Here is a 21,745-nt window from a genome sequence, read left to right as displayed (position 1 = left end):
TCATCCTATCTCTTCACTTCTTGCCACCCATTCGCTCCCGATATTGTCCATTCGCACTGTCTAACAATTAATTCGCAAGAGTGCTTGCGAGCCATTTCACAATTGAGACTGTCGCTATTTAGCTTTCTTGTTAGTAGTTATTTAGTTATGCATCGCTTATAACTTAAGCAGGAAGTTTAGTTACAAAATCATAATCACGATTCCAAATAAAAATATCCCCTTCTTATTGGTATGGCTGTGAGCAACACGTCTGCAGTTTCAAATTGGAAGGGGCCAATGTATTACCAATTATTTACCGCGAGAAATGGGGGCAGTATGCAGTCTCAAGTCGTCACTCAACCTGTAACAGTCACAAGTTTGTCTGGCAATGTGGTTGTTGTTAATGCGCAGGGTCAAGCGCGGATTGTGAATGCAGGGGATGTTCTGCAACCAGATGAAATTATCATTACGGTCAATCAATCTGCGATCGAACTGCAAACAACACAAGGCGGTGTGCAGATTGATGAGAACTGCGTGGCGTGTTTGCCAGAGCTCTTGGCAGATGGACAACCGGAAGTGCAAGCTGCACCCATTCAAGGTCAAATCAACCTTGATTTAGCGCAATTGGATACGGCGAATTTTGATGAGCAAGCCATCGCGGCGATTCAGCAGGCGATTTTAGACGGTGTCGACCCAACCACCGCATTAGAAGCCGCCGCGGCAGGCGCTGGTGCAGGTGGCTCGGCTAACGGTGGTGCAATTACCATTGACTATAACTTCTTAGAAGTGCTTGCCAGTACCGCCTTTGATACTCAAGGCTACAACCAAACGTTTTCGACAACTCAAACTTTGGTCAACCCACTGCGTTTTGCCGCGGGTGGTGAAAGCCTGAGCACGCAAGTTACCGAAGGGTCGCTGTCATTTGGCACTTATCCGCAAACGTCTACGGTGACCAGCTTAATTACGGCAGGTAGCCTCGCGCTGCTGCCAGCCTCTTTTGTGCCTGAAGCGGCTTTTTTAACCTCGCTGCTTGCCGAGCTCAACCAAGACATTACCTCTTCCGGGCAACCTGTAGTTTTCCGTTATGATGCCGCGACCAATAGCATTATTGGTGAGCAAAACGGTAGCACGGTATTGAGCATCGCGATTAGCGCGGAATCGATAGGCCGAGATGTTAATCTCACCATCACAACCACTCTCAGCCAGCCGATTGACCACTTGCCTTCGGTGGGGGGCGGTTTGGTCTCTATCAGTGGTGATCAAATTTCAATTGCACTCCAACTGACGGGTACCGACAGTAACGGCAACGTGATCCAAGCTCCGATTGATGTGGTTGTGGCCATCAATGATGGTAGCGCGCCGGTGATGGTCGATGAACCCACCCTCAGCTTGAATGAAAACGATCTACCCGCGGGATCGGATGGCGCGGATCCACTGACCGTGTCTGGCCAGTTTGATACTCAGTTAGGTTCCGATCAGGTTGCGTCTTATCAAATTGATCCCAGCACTGCTAATCCTATCGCTGGGCTGACTTCGCAAGGTGACGCGGTCATATTAGGTGAGCCAACTCTGATTGATGGCAGCCGCGTTTATCAAGCCACCGCGGGCGGCCGTGATATTTTCCAACTGACTCTCAATGCCGACGGCAGTTACCAGTTCGTGTTACAAGGCACTCTGGATCATGCTGCCGGCAGTGATGCATTGACCATTAGCTTGCCAATTGTCGCGATAGATTACGATAACGACAGCTCAGCACCGGGCAATTTGAATATCGAAATTCAAGATGATAAACCGATCATTATCGGAGCCGAGCCGCTTACTGTCGCAGAACAAACCTTAGATACAGGCTCGATCGGTGGTGGCGCGAGTTTGGTGGCCGATGGCAATTTTACTACCACTCAAGGCTCAGATGGTGTGGTGTCTTATCGTTTAGACAGTCTAACGGATGCCGTAGCAGGTATTACGTCAGGTGGTGTCGCGGTGACATTGAGCGAATCGGTTGATGCTAACGGCAATTACACCTATACCGCGACGGCTGGCGGTGAGCCAGTATTCACTCTGCTGCTCAACCAAGATGGGAGCTACCGCTTTACCTTACAAGGCTCACTCGATCACGCACTCAACAGCGATGAGTTGTTGGTCAATTTCACCGTAGTCGCAACTGATTTTGATGGTGATACAGCAAGCATAACCTTGCCAGTGACAGTGAAGGACGACAAACCCTATTTCACCAATGTCACCAGTTTGAACGTTCATGAAAACGATCTGCCGCAAGGTTCTGATGTGACGAAAGAACCACTCACCGCGAGTGGTCAGTTTGAATTAGTGCAGGGTTCGGATCGCGTAGCGAGCTTCACGCTCGATAGCAGTGTCAATCCTGTACAAGGGCTGACATCCAATGGCGTGGCGGTGACGCTGTCAGCGCCTGTCGATGATGGCAATGGCAATCTCACTTACACCGCGATGGCGGGCTCAGTGACTGTCTTTACCTTGACCCTGAATAGCGATGGCACCTACAGCTTCACGCTGGCAGCGCCGGTTGATCATGCGCTCAATAGCAACGATTTAACGCTCAATTTCAAAGTCATTGCCACCGATTTTGATGGTGATAGCGACAGTATCGTACTGCCGGTGAAAATCAATGATGACAAACCCTCGTTTATTCATCACCAGCCTTTGAGCGTCAATGAAGATGACCTGCCACAAGGCTCGGACGGCAGCAAAGAGTCGTTGAGTGCCAGTGGCCAATTTACCGTAGTGCAAGGCGCGGATCAGGTGGTTAGCTATCAGCTCGATAGCAGTGTCAATCCTGTGCAAGGGTTGACATCCAATGGCGTGGCGGTGACGCTGTCAGCGCCTGTCGATGATGGCAATGGCAATCTCACTTACACGGCAACCGCGGGCGGTAACCCAATTTTTACCTTAGTGCTGAATACCGATGGCAGTTATACCTTCACTCTGTCTGGGCCAATTGATCACGCCTCAGGCAGCGACAGCAAACAGCTCAACTTTAAAGTGTTGGCCGTGGATTTTGATGGCGACAAAGCCAGCGTGAATCTGCCCGTTACGATTATCGATGACAAACCGACCATTACCGCGGTACAAGCGCTGTCAGTCGATGAGGACGATCTGACTCAAGGCTCGGATACCACGAAAGAATCCTTAACCGCGACAGGTCATTTCACGACAACGCAAGGCGCGGATCATGTGGTTTCCTACACGCTGAATCTCACTACCAACCCATTGGCTGGAGTGACTTCTGGCGGTCAAGTGCTAACTCTGTCTGACAGTGTTGATGCCCATGGTAACCATACTTATACCGCGACTAAACCTGATGGCACGCTGATTTTTACCCTGCAGCTCAATGCGAATGGTAGCTATCAGTTCACCTTATCAGGGCCACTGGATCACGCTGCAAGCCGTGATGAATTGCTGCTGAATTTCAATGTGGTGGCGACGGATTACGATGGCGATACCTCAAGCATTGTGTTGCCGGTAACCGTGGTCGATGACCAACCATCGGTGATCAGTGCGCAAGTCTTGTCGGTCAATGAAGATGATTTAGCCACTGGTACAGATCAGAGCAAAGAATCAACCACCGCTAATGGCCAATTTACGACCACTCAAGGTGCAGATGGCATTGCCCATTATCAGATTGATACCAGCACAAGTAGCGATACTGGGCTGACTTCACAAGGTCAGCCTGTGGTATGGGGCGCGCCTAGCATAACCACAACCAGTAGTGGTCAAGTCTATACCTATCAAGGTATCGCCAATGGCGTGGTGATCTTCACCCTAGTGCTAAGAGCCGATGGCAGCTACAGCTTTACTTTAAATGGCGCGGTGGATCATCCGCTCAATGCCAATGAGCTAACGCTGAATATTCCAGTGCTGGCGCAAGATGCGGACGGCGATACCTCACCGATCACCTTGCCTGTCACTATCGTCGATGATGTACCGATCCTGCATGATAAAAATATCGCCTTGCAGGAGGGGGCTTCGGCATCGTCGGTGAATCTATTCTCGCGTGACAATAACTTAAGCCCAGACACACAAGGCGCAGATCGCGGAGTGATTACTCACTTTAGTGCAGTAGACGAAGCGGGGCGTGATATCCAGTTCCGTGAAGGCAGTGTGCTGAGTAATGATATTGAGCTCAATGGCGCCGCGAAAACCGTCACTGTGGTGGAAATTGTTAATGGTGTGAGCCGCGATCTTGGTACGTTAACCATTCAACCTAACGGAACGGCCACTTTCACTCCAGTTACACAGTTGGATCACACTGATGGAAACGACATCAAATTTACGGTGGATGTGACGGCGACCGATTACGATCACGATACCTCGACGGAACAGCTCAACATTACGATTTCCGATCACAAAGCGACCATTACTCAGCAGAAATTTACGGGCTATGAAGACCAAGGCCACGATGCGGCGCTGAACTTGGTGCCTGCGGGTGAGCAAAGCAATGCGCAAGATAACTTGGGTGGATTACCGGTTGAAGCTCTGAAACTCGCCTTGCAGGTCAACCTGTATGACGTAGACCAAGGGGAAAGTCTAGGTGAAGTCTCGATTTGGAATCCAAACCAGATCCGTGGCGATTTCTATTATTTGGATAGCGCCAACCAGCTAGTGAAGCTGGATGTCGATCCGGCAAGCGGACATGTTGTGCTGCCTGCCGCACTGTTGCAACAGTCGATCAATGGCACTATTGCCACGGTCGAAAACCTCTACTTTGTGCCGGATCGTCACTACTCGACAGGCAATGGAGGCATGAATGCCTCAGTGAGTGTGGAAATTCTGCACAATGGTGTGCGTGATCATTTCACCAACGGCAACATGCGCATCGAGATTGAAAGCGTAGCGGATATTGCGACTTGGAAGAGCAGCAGTGAGTTTCACTATGATGCGGTAGAGGATGGCAGTCATGTTAGCCTCAATATCGCAGCGGAGACTCAAGACAACAGTAATCCTGAAGCGATTACCTACCAGATTCGTTTTACTGAAAATGGCGCAAACGCCAACTTGGTGTATAGCGATGGCTCGCCTATCCCAACCAAAACCGATGCTAACGGTACTTATTATGAAGTACCGGCCAACAAGATAGCCCAAGTTCAGGTTGATCCGGCGGATAACTTCGCAGGCCAAATCAAACTGGATGTCACGGCCATCACTAAAGAGTCCACCAATTACGTTGCTGGCAAGCAGACCGCGCAATCAGAAACCAAAGAGATTGTAATTGATGTTGCGCCAGAAGCGGATCGCGGCAGCTTTACCGTTAATCGTATTTCGATTTTTGAAGATAACGCCTCTAATCAAAATGCGGTTGATCCGAGTGTTGAGCACGATCCTCTCCTGCTCAGTGAAGTGATTTCCATGACTGGCTCAAGCGATGCGGATAGCTCAGAAGCGCTATTCGTTCGTCTGTCCGATTTTACGGATACGGGCGCCACTTTGGTGTGGTTAGGCTCTGACCCAAGTCCGATCACGGTTGGAACCTACCCTAATGGGGAAACTTACTATGAGATCCCGCAGAGTGCGCTATCTCAGGTTGAGGTTCTACCAACGAAACACAGCAATGAAAATTTCTCATTCGTGGTCGAAGGGATTGTGAAAGACACGGTTAACCTATCAACCGGTCAAGTGCAGGATATTGAATCGCTAGGCAGCAAAACCGTCAATGTCACCGTGAAAGGGGTTGCCGATCTTCCGAATATTGATTTTATTAGCGGCAATACGCAATGGCAGTCATTTAATGAAGGTACTCATCAAGGTGTGATAACTACCGTAGCGGAAGATAGCTTAGTCGATCTCAACTTCAGCATCATTTCTGGTGAAATTGCGGACAGCCCGACAGACAGTTCAGAAACCATTTCGGTACTGCTCTCGAACATTCCGGACGGTGTAAAGCTGTTTGACAGTGACGGTACGAGCGTCGATTTGGTGTTTGCCGGCTACGACAGCAACCATAAACCGATTTATCAAGCCAACTTAACGACTGCGCAAGTGATTACCGGCATTCAGGTTCAGCCAGTGGCATCATCGACAGCCAATATTGATATCAAGGCAACGGTGATTGTGACTGAAAATGATGGTCATGTTCGCCAAGTGGAAGAGACGATCCGTATTTTGGTCGAGCCGAAAATTGATGTGACCGAAAACTACCACAATGCCGTGTCTGGTAATGAAGATGACCGTATTCATGTCACTTGGGTGCCGCAAAACACGCCGGGGAATATTCAAAACCCTGATGCGCAAGAGTACTTCAGCCGAGTTGAAATCTCTGGCTTCCCAGATGGAAGCCGAGTCTTTGTCAATAATGTGGAAGTGACCTTAATCAATGGCGTGCTGGTACTTGAGCCTGCAGCAGGACAATCGGATCTCGATTTCTCAAATCAGGTTTCCGCGGCGGGCTACATTCAGGTCATTCCTCCGCACAACTCCAGTACCGACTTCACTTTGAGTACGGCGATTACCGTAAAAGAGCAAGACCACGAGTACGTGGATGCGGGTAATCCGGGTCAAGGTATTGCCGAGGAAGTGATCCACGGTTCGATTGGCGTGAAAGTGAACCCGATCGCTGAGCCGGATGGACAGCTTTTGGTCGAAAACGCGGGCAGCGTAACCCAAACCGTGCAAGCCGATGCCAATGGCAAGATTGATTTCACCATCAATAATGTGAGTGGCGGTCAAGCGGGGGCGAATGTGATTCGCTTTGATAACCTTGATAGCAATACCGCAGGCAGTTATCAGTCCGATGAGTTGGTGGATCAACTGGTGGTCAGCTTTGGCAACGTACCGCAGGAGGTATTGAACCAACTGCTGATCACTGGCGCCATCAACAATGGTGATGGTACATGGACAATCACCAACGAAGCCGATTTCAGCATCAAAGCGCCCAATGGTTTGGTGTACAGCAGTGATGACGACCCGGATAACAACGGTTTCAATGACATCAAGATCACCATTACGGCCAAAGTCTATGACCAAGGTGAAGACAGCAGCGAAGTGAAAATCACCAAGCAGGTGAGCACAGAGTTAACCTTGAGTTTTCCCACCGTGGTCACGGGTAATAACAGCGTTGCCGCGCAGCTCAACTGGGTTGGCGATGCCGATGATTTGGTGATTGGCAAAGAAGATAACACGGTAAACTTGGGGCAACAGATCCAAGACAAACTCATGGTCAATGCCACCGGCTTTGATGCGGTAGCCGACGAACTGAGTATTGTGATTAACGCGAGCGATCTGCCTGCTGGAGCCTCGATTGGTGGGCAAGATTTCAACTTTGTTGATGGTCAATATGTATTTAAAGGCACGCTGAATCCTGATGGTTCAATTTCTGGATTGGAAGGACTGGTGCTGATCCCACCGCGCGATTTTGCGGGTGATTTTAAGCTGCCGATCACGTTTGTGACGACAGATACTCAGTCGGGTGATGAGAAAACATTGACGGCGCAAGTGCCTGTCGCGATCTCTCCGGTTGCTGATGTACCCAGCAGCAGTGGCGATCAGCCACTCGATAATCATGTGACCCCAAGCATTACACTGAATGTGCAAGAAACGCTGGGACTGGATGCGAACCATCAACCGACCGATTTGGCGAACGATACCCCAACGCAAGACGGTATCGCCTATGAAGATGGCATTGTGCATCTCAACTTAGCGATCGGCTTGGCGGATAGCCTCAATGGCAGTACGCAAGGGCAAGAAGTGTTAACCGAAGTGACACTGACGTTGAATGACACCAACTCTGGTGTCTTCGTGGATGCCAACGGCCAAAGTTTGGGAACGAGTATTACGCTCACTCAAGCTGAGCTACCAGCTGCACTCTGCGAAATTTACTTCAAACCAGCGCCGAACTATCCAAGCGGTAACGATATCAATACCGTGGGAATGACTGTGACCGGAAAAGTCACTGACAGCACCGTATTTGATGAAACCAACGCCAGTTTACAAGGTGTGAGCAGCAGTGATGCCGATAAAACCTTCACCTCACAAGTCAGTTTTGAAGTGAAACCTGTGGTGGATGACATCACGATTGGCTCTGGTAGTCCGATTTCGGTGACGGGAGATGAAGACAGTTGGATTGCCCTTGCCGATCAAGGCAATGCGTTCAACGTCAGCCTGAATGACAATGATGGCTCGGAACAATTTGTTTCCTTGGTTCTTACTGGACTGCCGACCGATTTCCTCGTCAAGTCACTGTCGAGTGACTATGTGGTGAAAAATAACGGCGGCGGTGAGTGGAGCGTGCAAATCCGCAATCCAAACTTAACCAGCTTGGATCTATCAGCGCTGGCGATTAAACCAGCCAAAGATTTCAGTGGCGAAGTGCAATTGGGGATCAAAGTATTTACCCAAGAGTCACTGCTTAACCAACCCGTGGAACATTCTGATCAATTTACCCTGCATGTAACGCCAATCGGCGACGATGTGGATATCACGCCAGCGCAAGAAGTGGCGGGCAATGAAGGTCAAGCGATTGACATCAGCCTTGGTGCGCAAATTCTTGATAAAGCACCAAGCTTACCGGGTGGGGCGAATTACACCGAAAACAGCCCAGAGACTTTGCGTGTTGAGATCTCCGGTGTGCCGGATGGCGCATCCTTGAGCTTGGCGGATGGCACTTTGGGAACACCTCTTGGTGGCGGCGTTTGGGTATTTGAAATTAATGCGCAGCAGCTTGATAAAGTGGTGTTCAATTCCGGTGATAACAACCAACTGAATTGGAATGGCAATCTGCATTTTAAAGTGCAGTCCGTGGATACCGGATTGGCAGGTGATCAGCACCTTGGCAGTGCGCAAGAGTTTGATGTGCATGTGGATGTGACGGCGGTGAACGATCGTCCAGAATTAATTAACGTGCAGGATCAAGTGACGGAAGAGGATACACCTCTACTGCTCAATAGCTTTACGTTGACCGATATTGATGCTCAGTTGGATGACCCGAATGCGGACTATACGCTGCAAATCGGTGTGAATAGCGGCGTGCTGATCATCGACTCATCGCTTAGCAGCGGTTTGACCATTCAGGGCGATGGTACGGGGGCGCTTTCCATCACGGGTAACGTGGCCGAGATCAATGCTGCGATTGGCGCAGGCTTAGTGAAATTCGTCCCATCACCGGATTTTTATGGTCAGGTCGCCGTCACGCTTAACGTGAATGATAACGGCAATGCGGGGATCGAAATCGCGGGTGATGCATCAACCGCGCACGATAACAGCGCGCAGTTTGTGATTGATGTTACGGCTGTCAACGACAAACCCGAAGTGGATGGCATCCACTTGACCGCTCAGATTGATGAAGCGTCAGGGCAAAAACTGACTGGCATTACGGTGTCGGATGTGGATTATGCCGGGTCACACACGAATGATGTGATGAAAGTGACACTGAGTATCAGCGAAGGCATTTTGAGTGTACAAGCGCCTGCAGGCAGCTCAGTGGCCGTCAGTTATGCCTTAGATGGCAGTGTGATCCTAGAAGGCAGCCCAGAGGCGATTAACGCGCTACTGAACCATAGTGACTCCGCTTACGGCTTATTTGTGGATGCAGCGGCTATCGCAGGGACGCAAATCAATCTCACCGTGACTGCGCAGGATATGGGCGTCTACTTCGAAAATGCCTCAGGTATGGCATTGGAAGAGAGCAAAACCTACCCGATTCAGGTCAATCCGGTGGCTAACGCGCCAAGTTTGAGCATGAATCCTGCCTTCGGTTATGCCCAGCAGATTTATGCTAATCAGAGCGTGAGTGCACAAGGAATTGCTCTTTTAGGCGCGATTGCCGCCTTAACGGATTTACATGAAACCTTGAGTTTGCGTGTCGATCATCTTCCAGCGGGAGCAAGCTTAAGCAGCACGGCAGGCTCAGTGACCGATTTAGGTAATGGTCGCTGGGAAGTCTCTCCTGATGCGCTAGAGAGTCTCAAAGTAGTCGGTTTGGAGGAGGGAGTACACACCTTGTCGCTTACAGCACTGTCTACCGAGAGTGATGGTAGCAGCGCGCCTTCCGCAAACAGCATCGATTATCGGATTGAGATTGCGGCAGATGGCTCACTGCTGGATCATCGCAGTGCAACCGATGATAGCTTGTTGGTGGCGGACAATAGTGGCATGACGCTGCTCTCCGGTAGCGGTGATGACTTTGTTCAAGGCGGTGCGGGTGACGATGTCTTGGTCGGTGGTTTAGGTGCTGACATTTTGGTCGGTGGCACGGGCGCAGATATGTTCAAATGGACGCTCGACGGAGTCGACGATAAAGTTGACCATATCCGTGATTTCAATGTCAGCGAAGGCGATAGCATTGATCTGATTGATGTGGTGCAGGACCTCGGTAACCACTTAACCATGGAACAACTGTTGAACAACTTGAGCGTGTCTAATCAATTGACCGCGCAGGTGGTGGATAATGATGTCACCTTGCAAGTCACGACCGATAATCAGGTTCAACAAACCATTGTGATCGAAAACCTCGCGACTCAAATTGATTTCACGGGAATGAGTTCATTGGACATTATCGGCACCTTGCTGGATCAGAATTTGTTGCGTCACGACTAACGTTCCATTCTACGACTGAATCATCAGCCCCTTCTTCTAGGGGCTGATTTTTTCTTCTCGCGATTTTTCTATTCCCCGTTTCCTTTCCTATACTTGGGAAAACGCGGTTCTCCTTCGGATAGAAAAACGTATGAATGACAAAGTGCTTGAGTCGGTTATTGAAATTACTGAGCAGAAAAATTCGCTGGCACTCAGTTACAGTATTTTGGCGACCTTGTCTGAATTGTTACCGCTCTCCACGGCGACCTTATTTCACCATCTTGGACGTTCAACCCTTATGGTGGCACGTTTAATGGTTACTAAAGATGCTGCAGGTAAAAAGGAGTACCAGTGGCAATATGACCAAGCATGCGCCGATAATGGTTACCAGCACTCTCAAACGGAAATGGCGTTTTCCCAACAAGCGAATGGTCAATATCAATGCTTTTGCCCGATCCCGGTAGAAGAACACTTTTCCGCAGAGCTGTGTTTAATCCTCAATAAAGATCCTGAACCTTATCGCATGTTGATCAACGGATTTGCGAAAATTTACCGTAATTACACGGTGATTTTGCATGAGAGTGAACGCGATAAGCTGACCGGATTACTCAATCGTCGAACGTTAGAAGACCGATTGCGCCACACCTTTGCCATCAATCCCTCGACAGAAGAGAATCACAAACTCTGGATCGCGATGTTGGATATTGACCATTTTAAAGCGATCAATGATCACTTCGGACACATGATTGGTGATGAAATTCTGCTTATGTTCGCTCAGCAGATGCAGCACTATTTCGGACCGTCTTCTCAACTATTTCGCTTTGGTGGTGAAGAGTTCGTGATTATTTTTTCAAGCGGTAATGAGCCACAAATCAAGCAACAGTTGGATGGCTTCCGTCAACAGATCCGACGCCATAACTTCCCGAGAATCGGTGAACTGAGCTTCAGCGCTGGTTTTTGCTCACTCAGGCCGGGTGACTATTTACCTACCATTCTCGACCATGCCGATAAAGCGCTGTATTACGCCAAAGAGCATGGTCGAAATCAGGTGCACTGCTATGAACAGTTGTGTGAGAACGGTAAAATTGCCAGCGCGCAACGGCCATTTTCTGATGACGTTGAACTTTTCTAAAGCGGTGTTTCCCTTCTTAATCTTAACTACCACTCCACACCATTAGATTGTTTGCACCCGAGCTTGCCATGGCCGAATCAGTAGCACAAAGACGCCTAGAGCGTATAGCATTGACCAGCCTAAACAGAGAAACACTCCAGCACACAAAACCAGAGCTAAGCCAGCAAGGTGTTTACTCCACCCCGTCAGGAGTTTGAATGCGGCTAACATCGCCAATAAGTAAACCAACACAAAAATGCCATTCGCCAGTTTGAGGAAGAATTCGAGATCAAGCCCAGTCAAATGGCCAATAAAGCAAGAAGCAAACAGCACCACTCCGACGAGTAACGTTGCGTGGGCAGGAACCCCCCGAATCGAGACGCGAGCGATCGCACTTTCAGGACGATATTCTCGTGCTTGTGCCCACACCATGCGTGCTAAGCTTTGGGTATAAAGGTTCAGACTGGCAAAACAGGCTAAAAAGCCAATCACACTGATCATGATTGCCCAGCGAGTGCCAAACAGTTGGTCACTGAGCCAAGGAATCGCGCCACTATCAAATTGAGGAGTGCCAAAGGCACCAAATTTCAGTACGACGACGGAACACGCCCAGTAGGTCAATCCAGCGACAAAACTGCCGATCAAAATCGCCAATGGAAAATCGCGTTGCGGATTACGAAACTCTTCTCCCATATGGGCAAAAGCCTCAATGCCGACAAAACACCAGAACATGACTGCCAGCGCGGCTCCAATCGAGCTCCATCCTTCCTGTGTTAATGCAGGCATGACCAAATCTTGCGTGGTTACTTCACCACGCCACCAAAAAGCAATCACCAAACTGAAAATGGCCAACGCGATGAGGGTTTGTAAACGGCCTGATGACTTAGTACCCGCCAAATTAACCCCAACTAAGAGCAATATAGTTAGAGTTTGGGTCAGCAGTGGGTTAGCCAAAGGCGCTGGGAGTAAGGCTTGCAGAAAACTTGCGGCGAGCGTGACTGCCGCAGGAACGCCCACAGGAATAACGCTGAGAAACAACCATGCCACTGCACGTTCAAGGCGTGGATTAAATGCTTGGCGCACAAAGTAAGCGGTGCCTCCCGCATTGGGGTAACGTTTACCTAATTGCGCAAAGGTCAAGGCGATCGGGCAAATCGCAACAAACAGCAGCAACCATGCCCAGAGTGAGAATACACCGGCGATCCCTGCGGCAATCGCTGGAACCATAAACAGCCCGGTCCCCATTAACGTCGTGGAAAGTTGAGCAATTCCTGCTCCCAGAGAAATATCCTTTTTCAGTTGATTCACTTTACGCCACCTGCACAGAATTTGAGCTTTAGCATACCGACTTTATGAGCGGCTTTCATCTTCGCGAGACACATTTATATTGGCCGCTGAAAGCACGCGTAGAATCACAGTTACACTATGAAATCGCGACAATAGTTTGAAGTTGTGCCCAAATACTTGACGAAAATGACTTCATCAACCAAACCTTTAATTAGTGATAGCTAAATTAAAGGCAGGTGCATATGTCTCAGCAGACAACGTCATCGTCTCGACGTCAATTCTTAAAACTCGGTGTTACTGCTGGCATGCTGTCAGTGGCTCCGTTCTCTCTTTCAGCACAAACGCTTAATACTACTGCGCATGTCGTGATTATGGGTGTCGGCGCAGCTGGGACAGCAATGGCTAACCGCCTAAGAAAGCGGTTAACCGGAAATAAAATTACGTTGATTGGAGCGCGCAAGGAGCATCTTTATCAACCCGGTTACACAATGATTGCATCTGGTTTATGGGCTCCAGAACGAGTGGTGAGTCAGACTCAGGATTGGTTGCCTAATGGAGTCGATTGGGTGGCTCAAGATGTCAAAGCCGTCAATGCTGAAACCAAAAGCGTCACGTTGGAAGATGGCACTGCACTGAGTTTTGATGTTCTCGTTGTGGCCACAGGCTGTCAGCTGAATTATGACCAGATTGAAGGGTTAACCCCTGACATGATTGGTAGCAATGGTATTGGCAGTGTGTATGCGGGGCCGCAGGGGGCACTTAAAACCAGCCAGCAAATTGATGCTTGGCTGGATAGTGGGAAAGGTCGAGGAATTTTTACCCTGCCCAACACGTTTTTAAAATGCGCGGGCGCGCCGCTGAAGATGACCTTTACTACTTTATCGCGCGTTGAAAAAAGGCCTGAGCCGAATGCCTTCAAAGTAGAATTTTTTACCCCCTACAAAGACCGTGTTTTTTCTGTCCCGCTGTACAATCAATTTGTCGTTGAACGTTGGCAGCAGCAAGGTGTCGATTTGCACTACAGCCGCATTCTTAAAGCCATGGATGTGGCCGCCAAGAAAGCTTATTTCCAACAAGAAGATGGCAGCTTAGTCGAAGAAGCGTACGATTTTATCCATGTTGTGCCCCCGATGTCAGCGCCGACGGCGATCTTAGAATCGGATCTGGTTTGGCAAGAAGGACCCTTTGCTAACAATTGGTTAGAAGTGGATCAGTTCACCCTGCAACATCGCCGTTTCCCCAATATTTTTGGTATTGGAGATGTGATTGGTGTGCCGCTTGGTAAAACCGCCGCCAGTGTTAAGCTGCAAGCACCAGTGATTGAAGCTAACTTGATGGCTTTTCTCAAAGGAGATGAGTTAAAAGCCTCCTACAACGGCTATACCTCCTGCCCACTGATCACCGGAATCGGAAAAGCGATCTTGGCGGAATTTGGTTACAACAATGTGCTATTGCCATCCTTTAGTTTCATTGACCCGACAGAAGAGTCATGGGCGGTTTGGGTAATGGAAGAACAAATGTTGCAGCCGGCGTATAACGCTATGTTGTCTGGTCGAGTTTAGGGGGGCCTATGGATATTCTCAGTATTGCAACGGTGCTTTGGTACACAGTTCAGCCTTATCTCTGGTTGGTGATCCTACTTTTAGCGATTTTTGTGGTGAGTTTATGGGTAGGTAAAGAGAGACCCGCAGCCGATGGTAAAGCGTTGCTCTTAGCGATCGTTATCGGTGTTGCGGTCATGTTGCTTGCACCGACCATAACGGGATCATCGTTGGGGTATGTGGCAACCACCTTTGATATCGTGACTCTAGTGGGCATTGGTGTTGGTGCCACACTTTATACTTGGCTGGTTGTGCGCAAGTGGTTAAGTCATTGAGTTTGAACCGCTATCCAACCTGATTCTTCTTATCATTGTCCTACTTGAAGCAGCAGCGATGTTGGCGTCGTTCACCCCAATGACATAGTGTGTCTATGCTCATTGGGGGCACTCAGTTGCCGCCAACTTGCTAGATTGGCTCGATAAGACCACGTCATTCATCTTCTCTTCCAACCTTTCTTATTCTCGCGGTCGTTTTGAGAATTGTTGTGATTTCGACTGTATTTCCCCTTCATTTGCTTATATTGTTGCTCGCTCAGTCTTTGGTTTTAGGAGCTTGCATGACACTGACAGTGTGGTTATCGCTATTTACGATTTGTATTTTAGGGGCGATGTCGCCGGGGCCGAGTTTGGCAATGGTGGCTAAACACAGTTTGGCAGGGGGACGTAAGAACGGCTTTGCCGCTGCTTGGGCTCATGCGTTCGGGATTGGGGTGTATGCCTTTATTACCCTGATCGGATTGGCCGTCGTACTGCATCAATCTCCTGTGCTGTTTAAAACCATTAGCTATGCGGGTGCCGCCTATCTTGCCTACTTGGGCTGGAACGCTCTGCGTTCAAAAGGTGGGGTCGCGGCTAAGTTAGAGTCGGGCGAGTCGGTCAGCGTATGGCAATCAGCCAGAGAAGGGCTACTGATTTCTCTGCTCAGTCCTAAGATTGCGCTGTTTTTTATCGCGTTATTTAGTCAATACGTCGCGGTAGGCTCGGATTTGACCAGTAAGGCTGCGATTGTCATCACTCCCTTAGTGGTTGATGGTCTTTGGTATAGCTTCATTACTCTGATTTTATCTTCGCCTCGTTTACTCGATAAATTGCGCGCCCGCGCCGTGCTCATCGACAGGCTGTCTGGCCTGGTGCTGATTGCGTTAGCGATCCGAGTGTTGTGGACGGTGTAACTCATTTCATTAGGGTTTGAGCTGACCTCAAACCCTCTCGTCATCTTGTTAACGGCGTGGCGAGATCTCTTCACATTCCCCTTCAATCACATTGGCATGAGGCTGATAAGTCGCGGAAGATTTGAATTGAAACGCGCGTGCTTTGAGCTGTTTTTCTAAACGTTTGCCCGTAATTAACGTTGCGATAGTCAATGGAATCGCGAGCAGCAGACTAAAGATCAAAGCGAACACACCAGTAATCAGTGACAGTAAGGTGATCAGGAATCGGTTCATAATGGTTCCTCCAAGTAACAGAGCCACCTTACCCTGGACCAGATTAATCGAAAATGAACAATGTTCATTTTCACCATAACAGGACAAACTTGACGTATTTCTGACCTAAAGCGGGTGAGTCGATACAAAAAAGCCGCCCACATCAGTTAGGCGGCAAGCTTGAGGGAGAGGTCGGTGTTGCTCATCGCGAAGCGATCAGCGCAGCACGACTTATGGTTGTTATTGTTTGACCCATTCCACCTGTCACGAGACTATCGAGCTTCGCTGCACGCAGTTTGGGTCTGTTGTGGAGACGGTGATTTATTGAGCGGGATAGGTCGGGTAACGCACACCCATCATCTGTTCCATGCAATGTACCACTTGGCAGCTATAGCCAAATTCATTGTCATACCAAACATACAGAACACAACGGCTATCTTGTGCAATCGTTGCTGTGGCATCGACCACACCCGCATAACGTGAACCCACCAGATCGCTGGAAACAATTTCAGTCGACTCGGTGTAATCAATTTGTCCTGAGAGTGGAGAATGGGTAGCCATTTCTCGCAAGTAAGCATTCAGCTCTTGCTTAGTCGTGGCATGAGCTAAATTGAGATTGGCTATCGCCATCGACACATTCGGAGTCGGGACGCGAATCGAATTACCCGTCAGTTTGCCAGTTAACTCAGGAAGCGCTTTAGCAACGGCTTTAGCCGCGCCTGTCTCAGTAAGCACCATATTGAGTGATGCCGCTCGACCACGACGCTCACCTTTGTGGAAGTTATCGATCAGGTTTTGATCATTGGTAAAAGAGTGGACGGTTTCGATGTGTCCAGAAGTAATGCCGAAACGGTCATTCACCGCTTTTAACACCGGAGTAATCGCGTTTGTGGTGCAACTTGCCGCTGAAATAATGGTGTCTTCCGGCTGAATCACCGATTCATTGACCCCAAACACCACGTTTTTAATATCGCCTTTACCCGGCGCAGTAAGCAGAACCTTACTCGCTCCCGGAGAGGCAAGGTGCTGGCTTAAGCCTTCACTGTCGCGCCATACGCCCGTGTTATCCACCACCAAAGCGTTATGAATGCCGTAAGCGGTATAATCGACATCTTGTGGGGAATTCGCATAAATGACGTGGATGAAGTTCCCGTTTGCGATCAGTGCCTTACGCTCTTTATCTATAGTAATACTGCCGTTGAATTGACCATGAACCGAGTCTCGACGGAGTAGACTGGCACGTTTTTCAAGATCGCCCTCTTTTCCACCACGCACAACAATCGCCCGTAGACGCAGCGGATAACCTGCGCCGCTCTTTTCAATCAGTAAGCGGGCGAGTAGACGGCCAATTCGGCCAAATCCATACAGCACCACATCTTTGGGCTCAATAGCCTGAGCGGGTTGGAGTGCGGCGTCTAATGCGGTGTGCAGAAAATCATTCAAACCATGCTCATCGTCATGTTGCTGCCAATACTGGCTGGCAAGTTGGCCAATATCAATTCGGCAGGGGGCTAACTCAAGCGTCGATAACTGCTGCACTAAGGGTAAGGTCTTATCGAGTGCCAAAGGCTCACTTAAATAGCGCCGAGCGACACGGTGAGTCTTAATGATGTCGATCGTGGTCGCATTAATCAGGGTTTTACCGCACAACACGGCTTCAACCCCTTTCTGGCGATAGAGTTGACCAATTAAGGGAGACAGGGTTTCTGCAAGGGTTTGGCTTTTTTGCCAGTCTAGAAAGTAGTTCTCTGGACTCATGGTTGACTTGGGACCTTTCACGTTAGAGTTAATTCCCTCGCTGGGCATCGCCACAGTTTTGGGAGAGTGTTGATACAGATTATTTTTATACACACTTAAGTAGGGGGAGTGTGCACCATCCTATAATGTTTTCTATTCGAAGCCGCAGCAGCATGGGCTAGATTCATTGACCCTGAGCATAGCGTTTATCTATACCCGTTTATCTATCCCCATAGTGATGAACTCACCTGCTGCTTATCTGCAACGCCAAGTGGTTTGGGATATCCGATTTCGGCATACCCAAGCGGATGGTTGTTATTTTTATGTGGCGCGATTGTAAAGTTGTGATCGTTTTTCTGCTAGGAAAAATAATGCATTGATATATCACGTAATAGTAGTGATTTTGATGAGTGTTTGGTCGATTTACTAAGGTTTAGTCAGGGTTGACATTGGCAGAGTTGGCGACTTATTTCGTTCCGATAATGACTAAGTTCAAAGTTTTTTCAGTGAGTAAATTTGCGTTTTGCAATTCAATGCGCAGTGCTTCGCGAAAATTGGCAGAATAAAGTGCTGGAAGGCGATCTTTGTCATCTGCGCATAAGAGAGAAAAAACAGCGGATAACGTGGAAGCGGTGCGCTGCTACAAAAATCAAAAATGGGACAGCGGTGTCCCATTTATAAGTACGATGGTTGCTGGTTATCCCCTTACTACTTGAAGCTTCAGCGGTGTTGGCTGTAACTCCAAGTTGTTTGGGTATATCGCTTCCGTTTATGGATTGCTCGATTCTGAAGGCAGCTCAATCGTATTGATGTGCTTCAGTTCAACCAAAGGTAGCCAATGCACTTTAACCCCAGCTTGTAAGAACATGTCTTGGCTGACTTTGATCTTATCGCCCCAGCGTGACAGAAAATCTTCGGATTGCTCAGGACAATGTACGGCAGAGATCCCAGTTTGGATAATCTTGGCCGCGCAGTTAGGGCAAGGGAAGTGGGTGACGTAAATCTCACAGCCATCCAAATCACGCTTGGCAAACAAAATCGCATTTTCTTCCGCGTGCAGCGTTTTCAAATACTTCATATCACGGTCATCGGTGCTGGCACTGTCAGAGATACCGTGTGGGTAGCCATTGAAGCCAACGGAGACAATCCGGTTTTGTTTGGTGATCACAGCGCCTACCTGCGTGGAAGGATCTTTACTCCACGAGCCAACTAATTCAGCCATTTGGAAAAAACGTTGCGCCCATTTTGAAATCATGTCGTTGTTCCTCATTCATTCGCGACATTGGTCAAGCCATCGAGTACGTAAGCCCAATACATTACTCTCGCTGATACTATCCTGATTTTTGTGATAAGAGTCTATAGCCTTTCTCTACTTGAAGCATTTGTGGTCTTTGCTAGGCAAAGTCGTTTGGAGATCTCTCTGTTGTGAACACGGAGCTTTTCTTGGTTTGAATGAGTGGGAAAACTCTTGCGAGCGGCATCACAGAGTGTGCGAAGGGCGAAAAAGCAGAACCTTCTTGTTTTAGGATTTATCTTGTGCGAGATCTCTTACGTCTGATGTAAGAGATTTTAGCTTTTGATTGCAGACTTTAAATTTGTTTTGTTTTTATGTTATTGATTTATTTTGTTTTCTGTTTGAATTTGCCTATCGACCAGTAATAAAAATGCTCAACAGCGCTTGCTGAAATACGCTCATATCGTAAAGTCAATTCGTCAGCAGGAAGCGGACACGGAACAGGAAAGACCCAAGGATTGGTCATCTTCAGGACGAAGATTTCGATTGTTCAGGATGAATGGTCGGCAAGGAGAGCAAAGGACGTTAGCTGGACGCTTAATAACTAGGATGGTTATAAACGGAGAGTTAATGGACAACTTAAAGGACTAAGCGAGTTCTGTCAGGATGACAGAGGAAGGGACACCGCTAGGAAGGCGATGAAACGGATTGCGCTGAAGGACACAGCAGACTATCAAGGAATAGATGCAGGGAGCACCTATTAGTAGCGGGATTGCTGCGAGTGAGAACTGAACCCCACTAAGCTTAGGCTTAGTGGGGTTTTCTTTTTTAGCTTCGCTTTTGTCTCTTGGCATCTTTCCGTATGCCACTGTGCTAACATACTGGCGGTCATTTACTTTAGTGGGGTTCCGTTATGCAAGCGCAAGTCAAATGGGTTGAAGATTTTCGTTTTATTGGGTTATCTAACTCCGGTCATTCGATTGTAATGGATGGGAACGGTGGAGCGAGTGCTCCAAGTCCAATGGAAATGGTGTTGATGGCCGCAGGTGGATGCAGCTCTGTCGATGTTGTGGATGGCATGAAAAAAGCGGGACAAAAAATCCATGGTTGTACCGCGCAATTGTCTGCTGAGCGTCGTGATACCGCGCCGAAACTGTTCACTCAAGTCAATATCCATTTTGTCGTCAGTGGTGAAGATCTGGATCAAGAGATCGTAGCGCGCGTCACCGCTGATTCTCTAGAGAAATACTGCTCAGTATGTTTAATGCTCGGGAAAGGTGTTGATATGACTCATTCGTGGGAAATCCGCACCGAGTAATCCTTTTCCTGCTTGACGTTGCAGTATGCCTCTCTATCCGTCTCGTGTTCGTCTATGCTGAACGAGGCGGATAAAGAGGTGTTTATCTCTCGCTTATCTTCTCTGTTACTCGTGTTTTAAGCCGTTTGGTTTTATTGATTTTGGGTGTACACCTATGAGTTTTTTCGAAAACATCTCGATCATCATGGCGCTGATTGCTGCCAGTTGTTTCTTTTCTATGTCAGAAATTTCTTTGGCTGCGGCGCGCAAAATTCGTTTGCGGCAGATGGCCGATGAAGGCGATGAGCGTGCCGAGCGGGTGTTAGAGCTGCAAGCTCGGCCAGGCAATTTTTTCACTGTGGTGCAAATTGGCCTCAATGCGGTTGCCATTATGGGCGGTATTGTGGGGGAATCGGCGTTTACTCCTTACATCAGAGCGCTGCTAGAAGGATTGATTCCAGCCAATCTCCTATCACAAGCGAGTTTTGTGCTCTCCTTTATGCTCGTAACCAGTATGTTTATTTTGATTGCGGATTTGATGCCAAAGCGGATTGCGATGGCGATGCCAGAGCGAATTGCCACCAGTTTGGTGGGAGGCATGCTGATTTGCATTACTTTGTTAAAACCGTTTGTTTGGTTCTTCAATGGATTGGCGAACTTGCTGTTTCGCGCCCTCAGTGTACCGACCGAGCGTAATGATGAGATCACCTCTGACGACATTTATGCCGTGATGGATGCTGGCGCAGAAGCGGGCGTGCTGGATAAAGGTGAGCAACAGATGATGGAAAGCGTGTTTGAAATGCAGAGCATTCCAGTGACATCGGCCATGACGGCGCGCGAAAGTTTGGTGTTTCTTAACCTCAGCGACAGTGAGGAAGTGATCAAGCAGAAAATTTCTCAGCATCCGCACAACAAATTCTTGGTCTGTGATGGGCAGTTGGATCAGATTAAAGGTTACGTTGACTCGAAGGCCTTGTTAATTCGAGTAATTAATGGCCAAGGAATGAATCTCAAAGAGAGCAATGTGGTCATTGGATGCCCGATTATTCCCGATACGTTAAGCCTTTCGGAAGCGTTGGAGTACTTCAAAATTAACCGCGTTGATTTTGCGGTGGTGATGAACGAATACGCGCTTGTCGTAGGCGTTGTGACGTTCAACGACTTACAAAGCGCAGTCATGGGCACTTGGGTGCTTGCCGAAGGGGAAGAGCAAATCGTCGCGCGTGATGGCAACTCATGGCTAGTAGACGGGGTGACACCGATCACCGACGTGATGCGCTCCTTTGCGATTGAAGAGTTTCCTCAGCAACAAAACTACGAAACGATCGCAGGATTTATGATGTATATGCTGCGTAAGATCCCGCGTCGTACGGATTCAGTGGTCTATGCCGGCTATAAATTTGAAGTGGTGGACATCGATAATTACAAAGTCGATCAGCTTCTGGTGAGTCGCGTTGAACCTCTCGAACCAATCGTCAAAGAAGAATAGAGGAAACCGATTTGCTCTTATTTGCACTTTTCATTTACTGATGAGTGA

General features: G+C 48.6%; 11 protein-coding genes. 7 read left to right on the top strand and 4 right to left on the bottom strand.

Annotated features, from left to right (window positions below; all coding sequences use genetic code 11):
* The first annotated feature begins 315 nt into the window (after positions 1 to 315).
* Positions 316 to 10,539 carry a retention module-containing protein gene (locus GOU96_RS01665; RefSeq protein ID WP_324701942.1) on the top strand — a complete coding sequence of 3,408 codons (10,224 nt, stop codon included), beginning with the start codon at positions 316 to 318 and terminating at the stop codon, positions 10,537 to 10,539.
* Between the two features lie 130 nt (positions 10,540 to 10,669).
* A complete protein-coding gene (locus GOU96_RS01660) occupies positions 10,670 to 11,650 on the top strand; it encodes a GGDEF domain-containing protein (RefSeq protein WP_000998614.1) in 981 nt (326 codons plus the stop codon).
* 42 nt (positions 11,651 to 11,692) lie between these two features.
* Here GOU96_RS01660 and yjeH read toward each other — a convergent pair whose 3' ends face one another.
* Positions 11,693 to 12,937 carry an L-methionine/branched-chain amino acid transporter gene (gene yjeH, locus GOU96_RS01655; protein WP_094392596.1) on the bottom strand — a complete coding sequence of 415 codons (1,245 nt, stop codon included), beginning with the start codon at positions 12,935 to 12,937 and terminating at the stop codon, positions 11,693 to 11,695.
* Positions 12,938 to 13,158: 221 nt separating this feature from the next.
* On the opposite strand from yjeH, the gene GOU96_RS01650 reads away from it, so the two are divergent.
* From GOU96_RS01650 to GOU96_RS01640, 3 genes are all read left to right on the top strand, one after another.
* Positions 13,159 to 14,478, top strand: a complete 1,320-nt coding sequence (locus tag GOU96_RS01650; RefSeq protein ID WP_267781086.1) for an NAD(P)/FAD-dependent oxidoreductase — start codon at positions 13,159 to 13,161, stop codon at positions 14,476 to 14,478.
* An 8-nt stretch (positions 14,479 to 14,486) separates the two neighbouring features.
* Positions 14,487 to 14,792 carry a hypothetical protein gene (locus GOU96_RS01645; RefSeq protein WP_000353820.1) on the top strand — a complete coding sequence of 102 codons (306 nt, stop codon included), beginning with the start codon at positions 14,487 to 14,489 and terminating at the stop codon, positions 14,790 to 14,792.
* Positions 14,793 to 15,073: 281 nt separating this feature from the next.
* Positions 15,074 to 15,688: a LysE family translocator gene (locus GOU96_RS01640; protein WP_000176953.1), complete on the top strand. Its 615-nt coding sequence runs from the start codon at positions 15,074 to 15,076 to the stop codon at positions 15,686 to 15,688.
* Between the two features lie 48 nt (positions 15,689 to 15,736).
* On the opposite strand, the gene GOU96_RS01635 is transcribed toward GOU96_RS01640, so the two are convergent.
* From GOU96_RS01635 to GOU96_RS01625, 3 genes are all read right to left on the bottom strand, one after another.
* Positions 15,737 to 15,961, bottom strand: a complete 225-nt coding sequence (locus GOU96_RS01635) for a hypothetical protein (RefSeq protein ID WP_042988366.1) — start codon at positions 15,959 to 15,961, stop codon at positions 15,737 to 15,739.
* Positions 15,962 to 16,261: 300 nt separating this feature from the next.
* A complete protein-coding gene (locus tag GOU96_RS01630; protein ID WP_000074419.1) occupies positions 16,262 to 17,698 on the bottom strand; it encodes a glyceraldehyde-3-phosphate dehydrogenase in 1,437 nt (478 codons plus the stop codon).
* Between the two features lie 748 nt (positions 17,699 to 18,446).
* Positions 18,447 to 18,932: a dCMP deaminase family protein gene (locus GOU96_RS01625; RefSeq protein ID WP_000624159.1), complete on the bottom strand. Its 486-nt coding sequence runs from the start codon at positions 18,930 to 18,932 to the stop codon at positions 18,447 to 18,449.
* An 892-nt stretch (positions 18,933 to 19,824) separates the two neighbouring features.
* Here GOU96_RS01625 and GOU96_RS01620 point away from each other — a divergent pair.
* Positions 19,825 to 20,229, top strand: coding sequence for an OsmC family protein (locus GOU96_RS01620; protein WP_001148882.1), 405 nt, complete (start codon positions 19,825 to 19,827; stop codon positions 20,227 to 20,229).
* 154 nt (positions 20,230 to 20,383) lie between these two features.
* Positions 20,384 to 21,697, top strand: a complete 1,314-nt coding sequence (locus tag GOU96_RS01615; protein WP_000007485.1) for a hemolysin family protein — start codon at positions 20,384 to 20,386, stop codon at positions 21,695 to 21,697.
* Positions 21,698 to 21,745 lie beyond the last annotated feature (48 nt).

This window comes from Vibrio sp. R-1, from assembly GCF_035615595.1.
GTDB lineage: Bacteria > Pseudomonadota > Gammaproteobacteria > Enterobacterales > Vibrionaceae > Vibrio > Vibrio cholerae.
This window is presented reverse-complemented; position numbering and strand designations above follow the sequence as displayed.